Source organism: Pseudomonas sp. 18.1.10 (assembly GCF_024655625.1).
Classification (GTDB): Bacteria; Pseudomonadota; Gammaproteobacteria; order Pseudomonadales; family Pseudomonadaceae; genus Aquipseudomonas.
The window spans coordinates 24,314-40,023 of record NZ_JANLGL010000036.1 but is presented as its reverse complement, the minus strand read 5'-3'; the positions used below and the strand labels follow the sequence as shown (position 1 = coordinate 40,023).

The 15,710-nt window shown below is 54.8% G+C and carries 13 protein-coding genes and 1 pseudogene; 5 read left to right on the top strand and 9 right to left on the bottom strand.

The features are described 5' to 3' along the window. Positions 1 to 528: 528 nt before the first annotated feature. A pseudogene (locus tag NUV89_RS29910) lies at positions 529 to 834 on the top strand (hypothetical protein). Here NUV89_RS29910 and NUV89_RS09175 read toward each other — a convergent pair. Continuing rightward, complete coding sequence (locus NUV89_RS09175) at positions 776 to 1,324, bottom strand: antitoxin Xre/MbcA/ParS toxin-binding domain-containing protein (RefSeq protein ID WP_017849609.1); 549 nt, start codon at positions 1,322 to 1,324, stop codon at positions 776 to 778. The pseudogene NUV89_RS29910 and the gene NUV89_RS09175 overlap by 59 nt on opposite strands. A 237-nt stretch (positions 1,325 to 1,561) precedes the next feature. Here NUV89_RS09175 and NUV89_RS09170 point away from each other — a divergent pair, with 237 nt between their 5' ends. Both NUV89_RS09170 and NUV89_RS09165 read left to right on the top strand, forming a co-directional pair. Then, a complete protein-coding gene (locus NUV89_RS09170) occupies positions 1,562 to 2,731 on the top strand; it encodes a lysozyme inhibitor LprI family protein (RefSeq protein WP_173647482.1) in 1,170 nt (389 codons plus the stop codon). Positions 2,732 to 2,929: 198 nt separating this feature from the next. Next, complete coding sequence (locus NUV89_RS09165) at positions 2,930 to 3,472, top strand: DUF1523 family protein (RefSeq protein WP_033896496.1); 543 nt, start codon at positions 2,930 to 2,932, stop codon at positions 3,470 to 3,472. A gap of 127 nt (positions 3,473 to 3,599) precedes the next feature. Here the strand turns inward: NUV89_RS09165 and NUV89_RS09160 are convergent, their stop codons facing one another. The 6 genes from NUV89_RS09160 to NUV89_RS09135 all read right to left on the bottom strand — a co-directional run bounded on the left by NUV89_RS09160 (position 3,600) and on the right by NUV89_RS09135 (position 10,033). Next, positions 3,600 to 4,007, bottom strand: a complete 408-nt coding sequence (locus NUV89_RS09160) for a hypothetical protein (RefSeq protein ID WP_033896495.1) — start codon at positions 4,005 to 4,007, stop codon at positions 3,600 to 3,602. A gap of 110 nt (positions 4,008 to 4,117) precedes the next feature. Next, positions 4,118 to 4,594 (bottom strand): hypothetical protein, encoded by a 477-nt coding sequence (locus NUV89_RS09155; protein ID WP_033896494.1) that lies wholly within the window; start codon positions 4,592 to 4,594, stop codon positions 4,118 to 4,120. 84 nt (positions 4,595 to 4,678) lie between these two features. Further along, on the bottom strand, positions 4,679 to 5,890 hold the full coding sequence (locus NUV89_RS09150) for a hypothetical protein (RefSeq protein ID WP_033896493.1): 1,212 nt from the start codon (positions 5,888 to 5,890) through the stop codon (positions 4,679 to 4,681). Positions 5,891 to 5,901: 11 nt separating this feature from the next. Further along, positions 5,902 to 7,884 carry a hypothetical protein gene (locus NUV89_RS09145; RefSeq protein WP_047338250.1) on the bottom strand — a complete coding sequence of 661 codons (1,983 nt, stop codon included), beginning with the start codon at positions 7,882 to 7,884 and terminating at the stop codon, positions 5,902 to 5,904. Positions 7,885 to 7,893: 9 nt separating this feature from the next. After that, positions 7,894 to 8,751, bottom strand: a complete 858-nt coding sequence (locus tag NUV89_RS09140) for an SH3 domain-containing protein (RefSeq protein ID WP_033896491.1) — start codon at positions 8,749 to 8,751, stop codon at positions 7,894 to 7,896. A gap of 22 nt (positions 8,752 to 8,773) precedes the next feature. After that, positions 8,774 to 10,033: a hypothetical protein gene (locus NUV89_RS09135; protein ID WP_257781029.1), complete on the bottom strand. Its 1,260-nt coding sequence runs from the start codon at positions 10,031 to 10,033 to the stop codon at positions 8,774 to 8,776. A gap of 418 nt (positions 10,034 to 10,451) precedes the next feature. On the opposite strand from NUV89_RS09135, the gene NUV89_RS09130 reads away from it, so the two are divergent. Together NUV89_RS09130 and NUV89_RS09125 are read left to right on the top strand one after the other, a co-directional pair. Next, positions 10,452 to 11,705, top strand: a complete 1,254-nt coding sequence (locus NUV89_RS09130) for a TerD family protein (RefSeq protein WP_033896489.1) — start codon at positions 10,452 to 10,454, stop codon at positions 11,703 to 11,705. Positions 11,706 to 12,032: 327 nt separating this feature from the next. Beyond that, complete coding sequence (locus NUV89_RS09125) at positions 12,033 to 13,289, top strand: VWA domain-containing protein (protein ID WP_033896488.1); 1,257 nt, start codon at positions 12,033 to 12,035, stop codon at positions 13,287 to 13,289. Between the two features lie 57 nt (positions 13,290 to 13,346). On the opposite strand, the gene NUV89_RS09120 is transcribed toward NUV89_RS09125, so the two are convergent. Together NUV89_RS09120 and NUV89_RS09115 are read right to left on the bottom strand one after the other, a co-directional pair. After that, positions 13,347 to 14,540 (bottom strand): DUF4236 domain-containing protein, encoded by a 1,194-nt coding sequence (locus NUV89_RS09120; protein ID WP_257781028.1) that lies wholly within the window; start codon positions 14,538 to 14,540, stop codon positions 13,347 to 13,349. Between the two features lie 137 nt (positions 14,541 to 14,677). Further along, positions 14,678 to 15,634, bottom strand: a complete 957-nt coding sequence (locus tag NUV89_RS09115; protein WP_047303542.1) for a lysozyme inhibitor LprI family protein — start codon at positions 15,632 to 15,634, stop codon at positions 14,678 to 14,680. Positions 15,635 to 15,710 lie beyond the last annotated feature (76 nt).

Sequence of the window (15,710 nt, the reverse complement as noted above, 5' to 3'; positions counted from 1 at the left end):
TGTGGGAGCGGGCTTGCTCGCGAATGCGGTGGGTCAGTCGGTACATCTGTTGACTGACACTCCGTCTTCGCGAGCAAGCCCGCTCCCACACAAGCCCGCTCCCACATTTTGATCTTCATCGTTACGGCTTTCGGGGTTTGATGCGGGCAGTTGCTTCGGCCACCAACGGATCATCCGGCCAATAATCACCCGTATCAGCTACGTCTCTAACCATTGACACTTCAGTAGGCCAGCAAGATTGGGCTTTACCACTGAGTCAGTGAACTGCTCATTGACAGTCAATGTTTGCGCCTGATATTGACGCATCAGGAACGCCAAAAGTGGAGGATTGACAGAGGCATCCGGGCTCAGATTCTTAACGCCTCCAAACATTGACAGTTTTATTTGAGTGAATGCAAACGTGCCTTTGAAAAGGCAGTGCCGAAGCCGATGAGAATTACGACAATTTGCGGCCGAGCCAAGCACTAGCGGCGAGTTCAAACCTACGCCGAGGCTATATACAAAAATCACGACCTCACTGAAGCAGATATGCGCCGAGCGCTGTTTGGCGGTGCAGCCACTTGCGCAGACTCATGCCTTACATGAACATGACAATCTTTCGGATAACTCGAACATCCAGCCAGTGAAGGCTGCGGAGAAAAAGAAGATCGATGAAAGCGTTCACCCCCCGTGTTAAGGGTCACGCTGCGGGTCGGTAATGAGTTTGAGGGTAGGAAGCACACAATGGTCCATGAGGAGGATACGCTCAGTACGCGTCTCGCAGAACAGGAAGCGATCAAAGCGGCCAGGAAGAATTACCGCCTTGTAGAGTTGGTTTCTGTAAAACCGATGTAGCGTGGCTCATCGACTTGCCACCAAAGATCAGTGCACCCGTTATAAGACCATCCCCTCGGCAAACCTGAATCAGCAGTTTCTCGACCATCCGAGTGCCCTGGGTAGTGGATAACAGTGCGAGAGGCTGTTCCTTGGCAAAACGTTGCTTAGGCTTGCTCAGCCAGCGCTGGGCTTTTTTGACGTCTCCGAACAGCGCCTCTGCCATTGCTGTCACATGTGCAAGTCGGAACAACCGATCACTCTCGTCCAGATTTAAGCGTTGTCGGCGAGCCAATCGGGCGTTAAGGGTCCCAACCGGCATAATCTTTTCAAGGGCGACTGCGTCGTACACGCCAGATTCGCTAAGCAATTTGAATCTCTCGGCTGCGAATCCTGCCGCGATAATCTCGTGGTTCTCTTGCTCTGATGCCCCTACGCCAATTTGAAGTGAAACTCCAAGATGACGTCGGTAGTGACGGTACACCGGTTTAGGCAGCAATTCAGCCAACATAGGTCGCTTCTTGACCGGCCATGTTCCACGACGGGTGACGTTCTTATAGGAAAGATGGGCTGGTAGTACAGCCCTGTCAACGTCGGCATCTGACAACAAAAATTCCCCGGGAAGAAAATGTTGCTGCTCAAGACTTCAACTGACGCGTCCACACGAGCATGCAGGTTCTCCTCACGTATTCACATGCCCGGCCGATAACCACTATGCCCTGCTGGGCACTGGATAACGGAATTAGGGATGAACCGGATGATGTTTCGCAACGCTCTCGCATTTACGCTGGCATTAGTGGCCTGTAACTCAATAGCAGCAAGCTTTGATTGTTCTAAGGCCGCAAATTTTGCGGAATCCAGCATCTGTAATGACGGCTATCTGAGTGGCGTCGACAGCATTCTGGCGCGCTCCTATCAAAAAGCCCTCGCTGAAACGGAACACCCGGATGAGCTACGGCAATCACAACGCGAATGGCTATCGGTGCGAGACCAGTGCACCACCCAGAAGTGTCTCGATCAAACCTTGGGAGCTCGTGTCACCTTTCTGGATAGTTATTCACGCGTTGAAAAAAGTAAGGCATATGCTGCAGAAGAGAAGCTGCGCAAGGATGAGTATGAAGCTCAGCGCCAGGCAGAGGATCTTGCCAACTCACAAAGAGATCAGCAGTACCGGATCGCTCAGGAACAATTCCGTCAACAAAAACAGCAATCTGCTCAGCCGCACCAGGTGGCTCAAACACAATCACAAAGTGTGCAACCGGCGCCCTCCTCTCAGAGCCCAGCCAATGTGGTTTCGGCACAGCAAGTGCGCCCTGCTCAGCCTGTAGCTGGGAAACCAGCAGTGCTACGCATGTGGCAGGCCTTCTGGGCAGGCCCGACATGGAAATACACGCTCTTGATAGGATCTTTGATCACCTGCCTGGCGATCTGGAGACACCACACAGAGGCTGCCACGATCTACACCGACTACACCGATGCTGCGATCACGAATGCGCTGCCCGCGATCGGAGCGGTTGCGGCTCTGATCCTTCGCTGGCTTGAAATGCCTGGCTTGGTCTCAGGGATAGCGTTGGGTACCGGGATTATCTTGGCCATTGCATATGCTGTATTCGCGACCTTCCGGACAAACCAGGGAGCTCTGAGTATCACCCTAGTTATTGTTGCCAAGCTCACTCTCATCACAGTGTTCTACGCGTTGATTGGAATGCTGATCGCGTCTCTCTTTTCGAACAGTGCCAGACGCAAAGGTGAATCCCAAGCGCGTGCTGCTGCTAGAAACAGTCGAGAGAAGAAGCAAACGATGGCTCTGATCACAGGCTTGTCGGTGGCTTACACCGCTTTTACTGCCTGGGTCTGCCGGCGACCTGAGTTCACCTCACTTTCCGAATGCCTGGAATTTGATACAGCACCTGCATAAGCCAGGGCGATCGGAACGCGATCGCGTGCTTTAGTAAACAAGTAGCCCGGGAGATTTCCTGGGCTTTTTTTGTGCCACGTTACTATCACTGCAGCACCTACACATTTGCTAACCAAGTTTAGTAGCACCCCAGCGGTCAAAGGTGAATACCCAAGATCAAATTGGGGCAGAATTCGACGATCAAAATGGAGCACATAAATGAAGTGGATTAAAGGGGTGATTGTCGGCGCATTCTTGCTCGTAATCACTGGTGCGGGACTGGGTCTGTTTTATGTTTTGCCGCAGTACGACGTGGTGGCCATCACCGGCGTTGAGGTAAAACGTGTGGACGATGACGGCGTCATCAATGCTGAAAACCCGGCCGACGGCCCGACCCGGGACGTGTATTTCATTAACACTGAACACCCAACATCGAAAGTGGTAAAAGTTTACCGAAACGACGACACCGGCTGGAGTTTTCCGTGGTACTTCAAGTTTGATTCGGCCGACGTTCAGGCAAAGGCTCAGGGTTACTCACGAGATGCCCAGCAACTGGCGCTGATCCGTTACTACGGCTGGCGCATTCAAATCTTGTCCGTGTTCCCAAACATCACAGACATCGAAGCCACAAACAGTCGCGAAGAGCCGTTTCCTTGGTTCAACACGATCTTCCTCAGCGTAGGCACGCTACTGATTTTGTTTGTGGTGTTTTTCATGCGCCGGCGATTCAAGCGCAAGACCAGGGGCGAAGTACTGGGTTGAACAGTTGAACCACCCGCCTTTTCAGCTTGGAAAATTCGTTAACCGCAGAATGAATGCCAGTCAGTTACCTGACTGGCATTTTTTTGTAGGTGCGATTCCTTGTTACGGCTAGGCTAAAGCAAGCCAGTCAGCGCTTTACCATTTCACACTGACGTCGCATGTCATCGTTTTTGATGCTCCCGCAACTGCCATTGCCAGTCTTGGCGTAGCACAGGTATCGCTGGTCGTCGTCGCGGATACTCGCGCAACTGCCGTTGCCTGTTTCGACGTAGCAGGCGTTACGCAAGTCGTCATTGTTGATGCTTGCACAGCTTCCGTTGCCCTCTTTCACGTAGCAGTATTTGCGCTTTTCATCATCACGGATACTCGCACAACTGCCATTGCCGGCCTCCACATAGCAGGTAGCGCGCAGATCGTCGTCCTTAATGCTCGCGCAACTCCCATTCCGTTCTTTGACGTAGCAGTAGGCGCGTTGATCGTCGTTGTTGATGCTGCCGCAACCGGCGTGAGCGAAGCCGCTGAGCGCCAGCAGCATTACCAAAATAGCCTCATCCCACCCTCCATTAATTGCCAAACGCTACCTGAAACTGTTCGTAATTGCCGCCTCGATAACCGAGGTTCGGGCACAAGAAGGCAAATGACGGATCAGCCGCGAGCTTCTTTCTGAAGGTCGTCCAACTCGTCCACGATGTCTTCATCACGATCCTCGAACGCCTTGGCCATATCACGCTGTAGATCAACCTGGACTTCCATGGTTTTCTTGGCCAATTTCATGCCGTCCTTAGAGCCCATGATAATTTTCATCGCCTGATCCGGATGCTTGTTGGCCTCGATCATCAATTCGAGTTCGTCGGCATCAAAGTGATCTGCGTAGACCTGGACCAGGGTGTCTTTCAGTAGGTCCTGGGAAATGTTGTCCTCGATCACGGCCTTGATTTTTTCTGGCGCGACTTCGCGATATTTGGATGCATAACCCGACGTGGCGACTTGCACTACCATCTTGTATTGGACGTCCATGCCCATCAACTTGACCAGTTCTTCAGCTTTGTCCTGGCTTGAACCGCAACCGGCCAGCAGCACCGAGCAGAGCGCCGTGATGGCCCATTTGGAAACGTTCGTCATGAAATGCCTGCCTTTGTCTTGAGATTTTTTTTGGTGACCGTGGAGTACGGCGGACCGCACTCCAGGCTCTAGGAAATGTGGTGATCAGTTCGTCTCAAGCGTGAAGCTTTTGCTCACGAACAGGCCGGAAAATAACGACTTGTCTTCCTTGAAAATGTAGGACTCTTCAAACTTGGCATCGGTGGCCAGCTTTTGAGCGATCGCGCACTCCGAATCGCTGTGATCCTTGCCCTTGACTCCAAAGTCACTCTGATAACCTGATAGGCCTGTTTCATTGCAAAAGCCGGTGAACTCCTCACGCTTGGTAGCGGCCTTGAATTCGTCGAACGACTCCTTTAACTGGTCGAAGCCCTTGTAGGTCAGCGAGTAGCTGGCCACCTTGGTCTTACGAGCAAAGTCACCTGCGGCTTCCGCAATTACGGCCTGGCCCATGGACGTACTGTAAGCCCCCATGATGAAGCCACTTAGCGCGCTCTTGAGTTGCGCCTGGACATCGTCAAGCTCTGGGATGGACGCAAATTTAGCCTCGCGCACAATCCGGCCAACTTCGCTGCCGTCATTACGATGCACCACTACAAACTCGACCGAGCCTTCGCCGTCGCTGGAGCGCGTGAGCTTGAAGTCCAAGTCAACTTTGGTGCCGAACTCCCCTGTAGCGCCGGTGATAAATGCACCAGTGAACGGCAGACGTTGGACGATATTGCTACCCCACGAGTAGGGCGACTTGACCACGCCTCCGTACTGATCCATCTCCGCGCGCGGCTGGATCTCATCCGCTACTTCCGAAGGCAGGACCACATCTGTGCCTTTGTGCGACAGGTAAGGAGTACTCATGTCCATGCCCAACAATTGGACATGAATCTCGCCCTTCTTGTTATCACCTTCGCGGCTAACCTTGAGGGCGTCGGCCTTCAAGTAAACGCCACCGGCACGACCGCCACCAGTACTGGACGAAAGCAGATACCGTGACCATTCGACCAGGGCAGACTCTTTTGCCCCGGAGTCCATTCCACCGAGCAGCCCCATAATCCCTTTCAGGAATTTATCTGCGCCGTTGGTCTCTGCTGCAACCAGGCGGATTTCTGGTGTTTCAACGGTGACGTTTCCCGACCAGAAGGAATAGGAAATATCTCCCTCGCTCAGAACGTTCTCGAGGAAGTACTGTTCCTTCATCTCATCGTACTGACGCAGCGCTTGCTTCTTGCCGGAGCTCGATAACCCCACACCAGCCGCAAGAATCGCAATACCGGCGACCGCAGCGGCGATGAGGATGTGCTTCTTGTTCATCGTTTTCATAGTCGGTTGCCTTACTGAATTTGAGCAGATGCTTGCTGCCAATCAATCACGTGCTGCTGAGAGACTGCAGGCGTCCAGTTGAAGTCGATCCCGGCACTAGGAAATTCCTTGGCCAGTACGGCACCAAATGACACTCTGTCAGCACAGTGGTCTTGCTTGCAGGCCTCAGCCGCGCCTGCGGTATACACGCGATACGTAGGAACGGCGCGACCGTCTTCGAGCGGCAGGAAGGGTGTCATGTTTGCCGCCGGCAGCACGTACCACTGGCTCTCCAGTTCAGCATCAGCCTGTACACGCCCCTTACGTGGGAAGTCGACCTCGTAGAAGTCGCCGCTCTTTCCGGTGACGTGAATCATCATCGGCACAGCGGACTTTGAAGAGCTCGGGTCCTGCATTGCGATCGGCGATGGGAAGGTGACTTTGATACCGGCCATCTGCGCCAGCGCTTCAGCCTCCCGACCTTCGAATTCCTTCATCCCGGATTTGAGTTGTTCGTAACGCTCTAAGACGCGTGTGTGCAGCTCAGCCATTTGCTGCTGCAGGCGACGTACTTCTCTCAGGCGGATCTCCTCGCGACGCAGGGCGAAGTTATTGCCTTGGCGAGCATCGAAGTAAAACTCACCACGGTTCTCGCCCATACGCGTTTTGAGAATGTTGTCTTTGGTTTCCGACGCGTATCCCTCGGGGTAAAGCGCTTCGAAGTTCTTGGCGAAGAAGAGGTTCGACAGGCCGACGGTCGTTGGCGACGTTGCCTTCACCAATTGGTAGACCTCAACCACAGCGCGCTTCAACTCAACCGCATCAAGAGCAAATGCCTCATCTGCAGTGATCACTACGTAATACGGATCACTGGAGAACGGCGAAAGGACACGGTAGTTGGGGCGCTCAAAGGCCAAATACACCTTCATGTTACGCGCAGGCAGTTCACCCACCTGAAAGAGTGCTTGGTCTGCCCGGCTATTCAGGAAAGAAAGCGCCTTGCCTTTCACCGCTGGGACCAGTGCCTGGTTGAACATCAGACCGCTCGGGTGCACGGTTGTTTTTGACCAGGTATCACCGCGATAGGTGTTCGGTACCGCCCAACGCAATTTGTCAAAGGACCCCTCGGCATAGCCTGATGCAGAGCAAGGCATGGCGGGTGTCGACGCAAAGGACAGACTTGGATCGGACTCATCAGTTACCGACTTACTGATAACCCATTTGCATCCGCTTCCGTCGGTAATCCCCATCAGGTTCTGGTTGGCCAGCACCAATGAGCGGCCGAAGTCACCGGTAGGAACGGCGGCAACAGCGGCCGGCGCTTCAGCTGGAGCGGCAGGCTTAGGGGCGGCGGCTGGAGCTGCCTCCACAGGTACTGTGGCCACGGCAGCTACAGGAGCAACAGGGGCAACGGGCGCAACCGTCACAGGTACTTGAGCCACCGGCACCGGTTGCACTGGCGCGGGTGAAGCCTCTGGTGCTGGTTGTGGTATCACAGGTGCCGTTACAGGCGCTGGGGCCGGTGCAGCAGCCACAGGCGCTGCGACGGCAGGCTCAGTAGGCGCAGCGGCGGCTGGTAGTACAGACGCAGCCGCCCCAGCTGCTGGTGGCGTAGGAGGAGAAGCCACGGGGGCTACCGAAACAGCGGGCGCGGCAGCGGCCGGAGCGGCAGGCGGTGAAGTCAGCGTGGCCAGGCCCAGATTGGTCGCATTGCCCGCACCGGTGGCGTAAACCGCCCCCTTTGCGTCGACTGCTTTCCAGGTGACCTTGGCCGTCGGGCATTCCTGTCCGAGAATATACGGGAGCTTCGATAGAAGAGTGTTCAGCGGCTTCTGGTCATCCCACGTTGGGCGCTGCATGGTGATGGCCACTTCTGGTTTGCACCAGGTGGTCGCCTCACCATCAACGTTCACCTGGATCTGTTCTGTCTTCGAGTAGGCGAGCTGGTGAGCCCAGGCTTGCGGCGCGATGCCGCAAGCACCCACTACAACGAGAGCGAGTGCGCGGTTTTTCATGAAGATCCCTTAGATGAGTTCCCAGGTGCCGTTGGCTTGTTTGCAGAAGGTGTTCTTCTCCTGCTCAGTGTTTCCGTCGGCCGCTTTGAGGCTCACGGTCACCGGCCGGCAAGACGTTTCAGCAGCGACCTGCTGAGTTGGCAACGTCGGGATCGAATCCAGATCGAAGGCCTTTGTTTCCTTGTCGGCAGCGACGTTCATCTCGTCCAGGTTGGCCGCGGGCTTCACACTCTTCGCAACGGCTACTGATTTTGGTTCAACCAAATCTTTGTGGACGTAGCCGACAGTGACACCCTTGCGGCCGACAAGAATCCAGTCGCCTGTCGAACCAACGGCAGTGAACTCGGTGCCGGGTTTCAAACCACCCACTTTGTCTGCGCCTTTTTCAGGCGCGGCGCGGACGTTCGAACTGCTTTTGGTGACGTACTGCTCGTTAATGAGTTTCATCGAAGGGACGGCAACGATCTTAGGTGCACGTTTCACTTCAACCGTTTTGGTTTGGGTGAACTCTTGGCCCTGAACGATCTCCGCCGAAGCGCCGGAATGCGCCGATGTCCAGGACACAGGCAAACTGGACCCGCTCGGCGAGGCGTTCAAAGCATCTTGCGTGCGTTGCGCCAAGGCCTGCTGATCCTGCTCATCGAGTTTTGCACCGATTTTGTTACCGATGTAACCGCCCAGTGCACCGCCGACCAGGGTTGCCACGATCCGTCCGTTGCCTTTCCCGATGAACTGCCCGATGACAGCGCCAGCGACGACACCCACTGCGGTACCAGCCTGTTGCTTGTTGATGCCCAACTCAGCGCAGCCAGAGGTTGATGCTGCGATGGCCAATGCCAGTACTGAAACGAGAAACTTTTTACGCACGGTGACTCTCCCTTTGTGTAAGTCACTCTGCTTTCAGCAGAGGCCTTGTGATGTTGTAAAGCATTGCTTCTGAGGACATGGCCCAATGGAAAACGGTGGCAAGCACAACTGGCTGTTTGCCCAAGCTCCTGAACGCATCTCTATAACCGGGGCTATCGACAATTGCGTTGCCAACAACGAGAGGCAGCATAATGATCGAAATCACGGCGACCGGTCGAACGAAGCGAATTCGCCCGGGGAGGCTTCGAAGCGCCTCAATACCCGAGATGATCAAGACCACAAGACTGATGCCGCCGAAGAACAACCCGCTAAGAAGGGAGAAGGGGATAAACCACATATTCTTGAGGACGTTCAAACCCTCAGCGCCGTGGATGTCGGTGTGAGCGACGTCATAGGCCATGTTGTCGGCAATGCCAGGCAGATAAGCCTGGTACTGCTCTCGCGTAGCCAGAAGGTTCATGCCCTTCACATAGAGAGGACCGAGCTTGGTTTTCGCCATGTGGCGAACCTCGGTGGTGTTGGCCAGCGCATCTCGTGTCCGCACACCGGGATTGATTGACCGGGCATACTCGTCAATGGTCGGCTGGTACCCCAGATCTGCCCCAGCATTCGGCCACTTGATCGGTCGCCACTCACTCCCCGGAATTCCCCCTGCACGAAAACCTTCGAGCTGTGCATACGCCCTGCTGATGTCACTGATGGAGGGCACGACAGTTTCTTGCAGCCGCTCGTATAACGCGTCTCCATTACGGACGGTGTAGCCACGAAAAACTGCAGCTGAAAAGCCTTGGAAGTTCTTGTCGATGCGCTCGACGTAGGAGCCTTGAACACTCATCAGAACGCCGAGGTTTGCTATGAAAGCCTTGCCCTCTCCCTGGTCCTTGTAGGCCTTGTAGGGTATCTGCGGAATAGTCAGGGAGTCGTAAAGCAACCCCTTTTTGGTGACGTATGCGTAGAGGCTGCTAACCCGCAGCGAGCCGGGGAATTGCTCGGCGATCCAATCCGGAGCGGCCCCCTGAAACCACCAAGTCAACGGAGTGACAACAAGTGTCGATGCTGCGAGCCAAACCCACAGCACCCTCCCCTTGCCTTGGTAACGTCGATAGCAGATTCGCCATACCAGCAAGCACATGCTCGTAGCCGCCAGGATCTGGCTATACGTCTCAAGGACTTCGAGTTTTCGGAGGGGGATATCAGCGCCAGCGAAGTTGAGCAGCTCGGCGTTGAACAGCAGACTGCAGATCAAATAAAGGGCGTTCAAAACAACAAGTGCGATTAGCATCCAACGGGTCCTTGTCAGAAATTAAACGCCAGGCCCTGGATGATAAGGGGGAGCGCAAATAGATGTAGCATATTGCCATCTAGCAGCAGACGGCACCACTCAAAATGCTCCGTCGAATTCCGATGCAGAACGCCGTGCAGATGTTTTCGTTACCTACGATCAGAACTTAACGGGACTGAGAGGACTTTCAATGCCGGGCACAACATTCCCTCCCGCACGTTCCAATTCTGGGTTTCAGACGGTGTGTAAATGGAGAATGGATGTCTCGGCGGTCGCCGGCGGCCAAGCCGTTAAACTGCATCAATGCGAGCAGTCCCAATGAGGGGATCTTTCCCCTTGGCCGGCGTTCGCGCTCAAACAACGAAAGCGCAGCGCATGAACAATGCATTGCGAAAACCCATGGAATAGGCGGCATGAATTGAATCAGTCACTCAAACCCGGCGAGAACACAACGATCTCTTCCTCCCAAGGGCGGGTGGAAGTTACCCATGCGGCAGGTAACAACCTGGACGTAAACCTTACTGCGTTTTTGGTCACCGACACTGGCAAGGTGGTGGATGACAGCGGCATGGTTTTCTTCAATGCACCCGTGCACTCTTCAGGCGCGGCGACATTCGCGCCCCCGATCGCTCATGGCGACACGGTCAGTCACAGCATCAGCTTCGACTCGTCTCGACTCCCGTCCAATATCACGAAGATCGCGATCACTTTGACGCAAGACGGCAACGCCGGCGGCTTCGAAGCAGTCAAAGACCTTCGCGCTATCGTCATTGCCGGGGACCAAACCCTGGAACTGGCACCTGAGCCCTTTTCACAAGAGACGGGCATCATCGTGCTTGAGTTGTACGTCCGGAACGGCCTGCTCAAGGCGCGCTCTGTATGGCAAGGTTTCGCCTCAGGTCTTGCCGGACTCTGCGGGTTTTATGGCATCGAAGTTGAAGACGTTGCATCCTCCGCGCCGGCGGCGACACCTGCACCGCCTCCAAAGCCCGTCAACATCGCCAAGACCGTGGTTAAACTGGACAAACCTGGCAGCAGCCACAAGGTGTCCCTCGAAAAAGGGCCGTCCGCTCCAAAGGTTATTCGGGTCAGCGCAACGTGGGTTGATAACGGCGACGGATCTGACAATGACGACCTCGATCTGCGGATCGGCATCCTTCGTCCTGATGGGCGAATGTCCATCATCCAGGCACCTGACAAGCGTGGGGCTTTTGACGTCGATCCCTTCGTTTTCCATACCGGTGACGTAGTCTGCGCCAGCGCCTCCGCTCCAGGTATTGAAACCGTCGAAATTAATCCGGCAATCTCGCAGCTCATGGGGGGCAAGGTAGTGCTGGTCTGCAGCGTTTATTCAGCAGTAGACAACGGTGCGGTTTCGGTGGCATCGCTGAAACCAAAGATGCGGATGGAATACGGCGACCAGGTCGTAGAGTGCGCATTCGAATTCAAGTCCGGGTTTTTCAGCTCAATGGTGTTCACCTATGTAATCGGTCAAATCGAAATTGACCAAGATGGTATCCATCTAAGTCCATCCGGAGTTACCTCCAAAGCCGGCAGTGAAGCCACCCCCTGGCTGACTCGGAAGGGAGACAAAATTGAGCTAACGATGGACGGCCCACACGTATTCAAAGGACGCCCAATCGAAAGGAGCGGCAAAAAGCAGTACGTCTAAGCTTTCGTGCTAGTAGGCGCTTTAAGCAGCTTCATGCCTGACCAGTACTCCCGCGACGGCACACGGCCGCCGCGGGATTTCTATTTTGGTTGTATGCCAGCATCATCGGCCTCATAAACCCATGTTGAATCGCCCCGCGCCCTCGAACAAAACAGCTCTTCCCATAGGAACTTCCCGCGGCGACCTCACTGGCCGTATAAGACTTGCAGGAACTTCGAGCGCCGTTAGGTTTAACCCGACGGATGAACCAGCCGCCGGTGCAGATACGGCTGTTTCACCAAGGCCATCTCATCATCAGGCGCTCTAATCGTCACAAAGGAACCATGCATGCAGATCACCCAAGGCCAGCGCATGTCGCTGGCAAATATTCTTCCCGGTCTATCCTTCACTCTCTCGGTCAACATCGAAAGCCCCAGCGTAGTCGACTTCGTCTGTTTCGGTGTCGACGACCAAGGCAAGCTTTCTGATGATCGCTATATGGTCTTCTTCAATCAACCTGTTACGCCTTGCAGCAGTGTGAAGCTTGCTGCGGGTGGCCAGTTTGAAATTAATCTAGCCACCCTGCCCGCCACTATCGATCGCTTGATCTTCACTGCCTCCATCGACGGTGCCGGGGCGATGAGTGACATCCGGAATGGCAACTTCAAAGTAATCAGCCCCGTTGGTGAGATAGGAGCGACCTGCGCGTTCTCAGGGCTCACGTTCACAACCGAGAAAGCGGTAATGATCGTTGAGCTTTACCGAAAGAATGGGGAGTGGCGGTTGGCCTCTAACCTTCAGGGTTTTGCTGAGGGCCTGGACGCTCTCGTGAGGCACTTTGGCGGCGAAGTTACTGAAGAAGCTGCACCGGCACCAGCACCTGCCCCATCTCCCTCCACAATCTCTCTGGATAAACGTGTAGCTGCTGTCGCGCCGGAACTGGTCAGTCTGGCCAAGAAGGCACAGGTAAGCCTCGAGAAAGCCTGCTTGGTTGGGATGAAAGCTCGTGTTTTGCTCGTGCTCGACGTCACCGACTCGATGCGAAATCAATACAAAACCGGCCGCGTACAGGAAGTCCTCAATCGTCTTGTGCCCATCGCCGTAGCCATGGATACAGATGCCGAACTTGAGTGCTGGACATTCGCCGAACGGCCACTGCGACTCTCACCTGTGACGCTTACCAACTACCAGAACTTTGTCGAATCCGACAACAATGGCTGGACCAAGTGGGACGTCGGTCGGCGTTACAATGATGAACCGAGAGCGATCCAAAAAGTGATCGAATCCTTCCAGGCGTCCAAAGACAAAACCCCTATGTTTGTCGTTTTCATCAGCGACGGTGGCGTTTCTGAAAACCGCAAGATCACGCAACTGATGGTGGATGCAGCGAAGCTGGGAATCTTCTGGCAATACGTTGGTTTAGCAGGCCGGAATTACGGCATTCTGGAAAAACTGGACACCATGCCCGGGAGAGTCGTGGACAACTGCGGATTCTTTGCCCTGGATGACCTTCACGACATGACGGAAGAGCAGTTGTACGACCGGCTGATGCAGGAATTCCCGATGTGGATCTTGGAGGCAAAGCGCGAAGGAATCATTCGCTAATCCTCTCCTGCACTGCCCTGCCTCACACCGCGGCGGCTCAAGCCGCCGCGGTTGTCTTCAGTTCAAGACCAACATATCCATCGGCGTCACCTCAACAAAACGCGCAGAGCGGTCCAGCTTTACCACTGCGCCACACGCGTTCAGGGTCGCTGCAGGATCGATCGCATCCAGACGATTAAAATCAATCGCATCCCACTGATCTCGGCCTACTAAGACCGAGAGCACGTAGTGATCATCCACCGCACCGGTTGCGGTGTTGTTACGCTGAATGTAGCCCGACACCAGGATCTTCTGGATCGCTGGCAGTAGAGCAAATACCTCTCCTACAACTCGAAACAGAGAGCCATAGCACAGCGCGACAAAGTCTCTGCGTACCTGGGCATCCGAACGATTTTTGAAGGTTAGTTTGCCGTTACCCCGGGCTTCAGCGCTGCGCTGCGGGATATCGCCCTCATCAGGTAAATCAACATCGAGCGCGACGCCGGTAACGTCTTGTGAGAACTCATAGGCCACTTGGGTTTCTTTTGGCCAGGCAATGCCGCTCAACACATAGTCCAGGGCACGTTCCATCTGAGCACTGAAGCCCTTTGCCGCCAGCCGGAATGCTTTCTCGATTTCGGTGCGTTCAAGTTCATGGGCGTCCCGCGTGGACTGCCAGTTCGCGAGGTCTTGTCGATACTGCTCTTCCGCCGACTCAGCCTCACGCTCAATCTTCGCGCTGCGAAGGAGCATTCGATCCATCAAGCCTGGCGTCTGCTGAGTGGGCCTCGTGGGTTCTTCAATGGCGAATGGAGCTGGGATTACCGGCATGGCACCCGGCCGAGGCGTAAGTAGGTGCACACCTAGGCAGGATTCGAGATCCTGATTGACCTTATCAGCAGCTTTCGCCAGCAAGTCCTGAATGGAATCGGCCATCTCCGATTTGACACGTTTGATGACAGCAGGCGGCAACTCGATGTCATCCATGTCCGTAATCAACAACGTGCCGTCGTCGTTTACTTTCACCTTTACCTGGCCCGAGTATTCGCTTCCGGCAGGGCCTGGTTGGGAACTACTCGATCTACTGGGCCGGTCGATCCTCTCGCGGTATGAAAGACCAGTACCGGGTAAACCCGCATTGAGATAAGTGCCGTTGCGGCCCATCGTCATACTCAGACCACGGGGCCCAATCGAAGTACTGACCCCCTTTCCGCTGATGTTAAGGCGTACGCCAGGCACAATCGTGATTCGCTTGCTGAAACGAAATCCCATGACTACTCCTTGATCCTTATTCCTGGATTCTTTGTTGCTTGAAATGCCGGCATCGGTTGGGGCCCCTACGACAGGCTCGACTTTCATTTACATCGGAGGTCGCGCCTGTGGCAATAGCGCAACCACCGATATGTCACTTATGCCCGTCCGGCAATGTAATCGTCGATCGAACTGAATTGCCGATTGCGGCACATCCAGCCTGAGAGGAATACGAACACGGTCGTGGCAAGAACTGCCCAGCCGCGCCGCCGCCGGGCCTCACTTTTGGTGCGGGCACCACCGCACAGCAGGAGAGCCATCATAAGGAAGTAGAAGGTCAGCAGAATGACCTTTGCAAAGAGGGATAGAAGGAAAAACCAGATGCTGTTGCTTCTGTACGTTTGGATAAGCACCTGCAAGGACATAAGACCACCGAGGACGCAGGCAGCAATGATGGAGTAGTTGCGTGGGACCTCGAGCCAGGCGCTCGCGACGAAATACGCACCAATCCCCAAGATCGGAGTCAAGGTTGTCCAAAGCGCGTCGGTGTAGTCCTGATAGATCGTAATGGTCCCCCGGCGGTGCAGGTAAATGCAGACCAGCAGCAACATTGCCATCACGAACAGGCCAATCTTCAAGTTCAGGATCGCTTGATGATCATCCGCTGCACTTCGCGTCGCTGCCGGCTTCACCGCGGCGGGAACCATTGGAGAAGTAGCGGCCTTTGAAATCACATTCGTTTCAGATTGATCAACCCGGGTAGCGGCAACGGAGGTTGGCGCTTTAGATGGATGATCAACCTTGGTGCGTAATAGAACACTGAGCCGATCAGTCATCGAAGCGGTTAAGCAACTGGCGGTCTTGCAGTTGTCGCGCAGACGCAACCAGTCTCGTTGATCTTGACGGACCTGGGCCTTGTTCGGCGCTGCGTCTAATGCGCGGACATATTCGGAGTTCATCTGCTCATCCAGACGACTGAGTGCAGAATCTGTGCAAATCGATTTCTCAGCAAAGCTTGCAGCTTTGGTGCAATCAAAGCTGGTGGCGTTGGAGTGGGCTGATACCAGGGTGAGCAACATGGCGAAAAGGCCAGAGCCGATGTTGAAGCGCGACATATCAGATTTTTCCTTCTTTTTGTTTGCTCCCGCGTTTCGCCAGAGCCCTGCCTAACCGCGCTCGCATGCACGCGGC

Coding starts and splice junctions, on each gene's coding strand:
- NUV89_RS09175 (WP_017849609.1), bottom strand. CDS start 1,324: ATGTTGGCTGAATTGCTGCCTAAACCGGTGTACCGTCACTACCGACGT.
- NUV89_RS09170 (WP_173647482.1), top strand. CDS start 1,562: ATGAACCGGATGATGTTTCGCAACGCTCTCGCATTTACGCTGGCATTA.
- NUV89_RS09165 (WP_033896496.1), top strand. CDS start 2,930: ATGAAGTGGATTAAAGGGGTGATTGTCGGCGCATTCTTGCTCGTAATC.
- NUV89_RS09160 (WP_033896495.1), bottom strand. CDS start 4,007: ATGCTGCTGGCGCTCAGCGGCTTCGCTCACGCCGGTTGCGGCAGCATC.
- NUV89_RS09155 (WP_033896494.1), bottom strand. CDS start 4,594: ATGACGAACGTTTCCAAATGGGCCATCACGGCGCTCTGCTCGGTGCTG.
- NUV89_RS09150 (WP_033896493.1), bottom strand. CDS start 5,890: ATGAAAACGATGAACAAGAAGCACATCCTCATCGCCGCTGCGGTCGCC.
- NUV89_RS09145 (WP_047338250.1), bottom strand. CDS start 7,884: ATGAAAAACCGCGCACTCGCTCTCGTTGTAGTGGGTGCTTGCGGCATC.
- NUV89_RS09135 (WP_257781029.1), bottom strand. CDS start 10,033: ATGCTAATCGCACTTGTTGTTTTGAACGCCCTTTATTTGATCTGCAGT.
- NUV89_RS09125 (WP_033896488.1), top strand. CDS start 12,033: ATGCAGATCACCCAAGGCCAGCGCATGTCGCTGGCAAATATTCTTCCC.
- NUV89_RS09120 (WP_257781028.1), bottom strand. CDS start 14,540: ATGGGATTTCGTTTCAGCAAGCGAATCACGATTGTGCCTGGCGTACGC.
- NUV89_RS09115 (WP_047303542.1), bottom strand. CDS start 15,634: ATGTCGCGCTTCAACATCGGCTCTGGCCTTTTCGCCATGTTGCTCACC.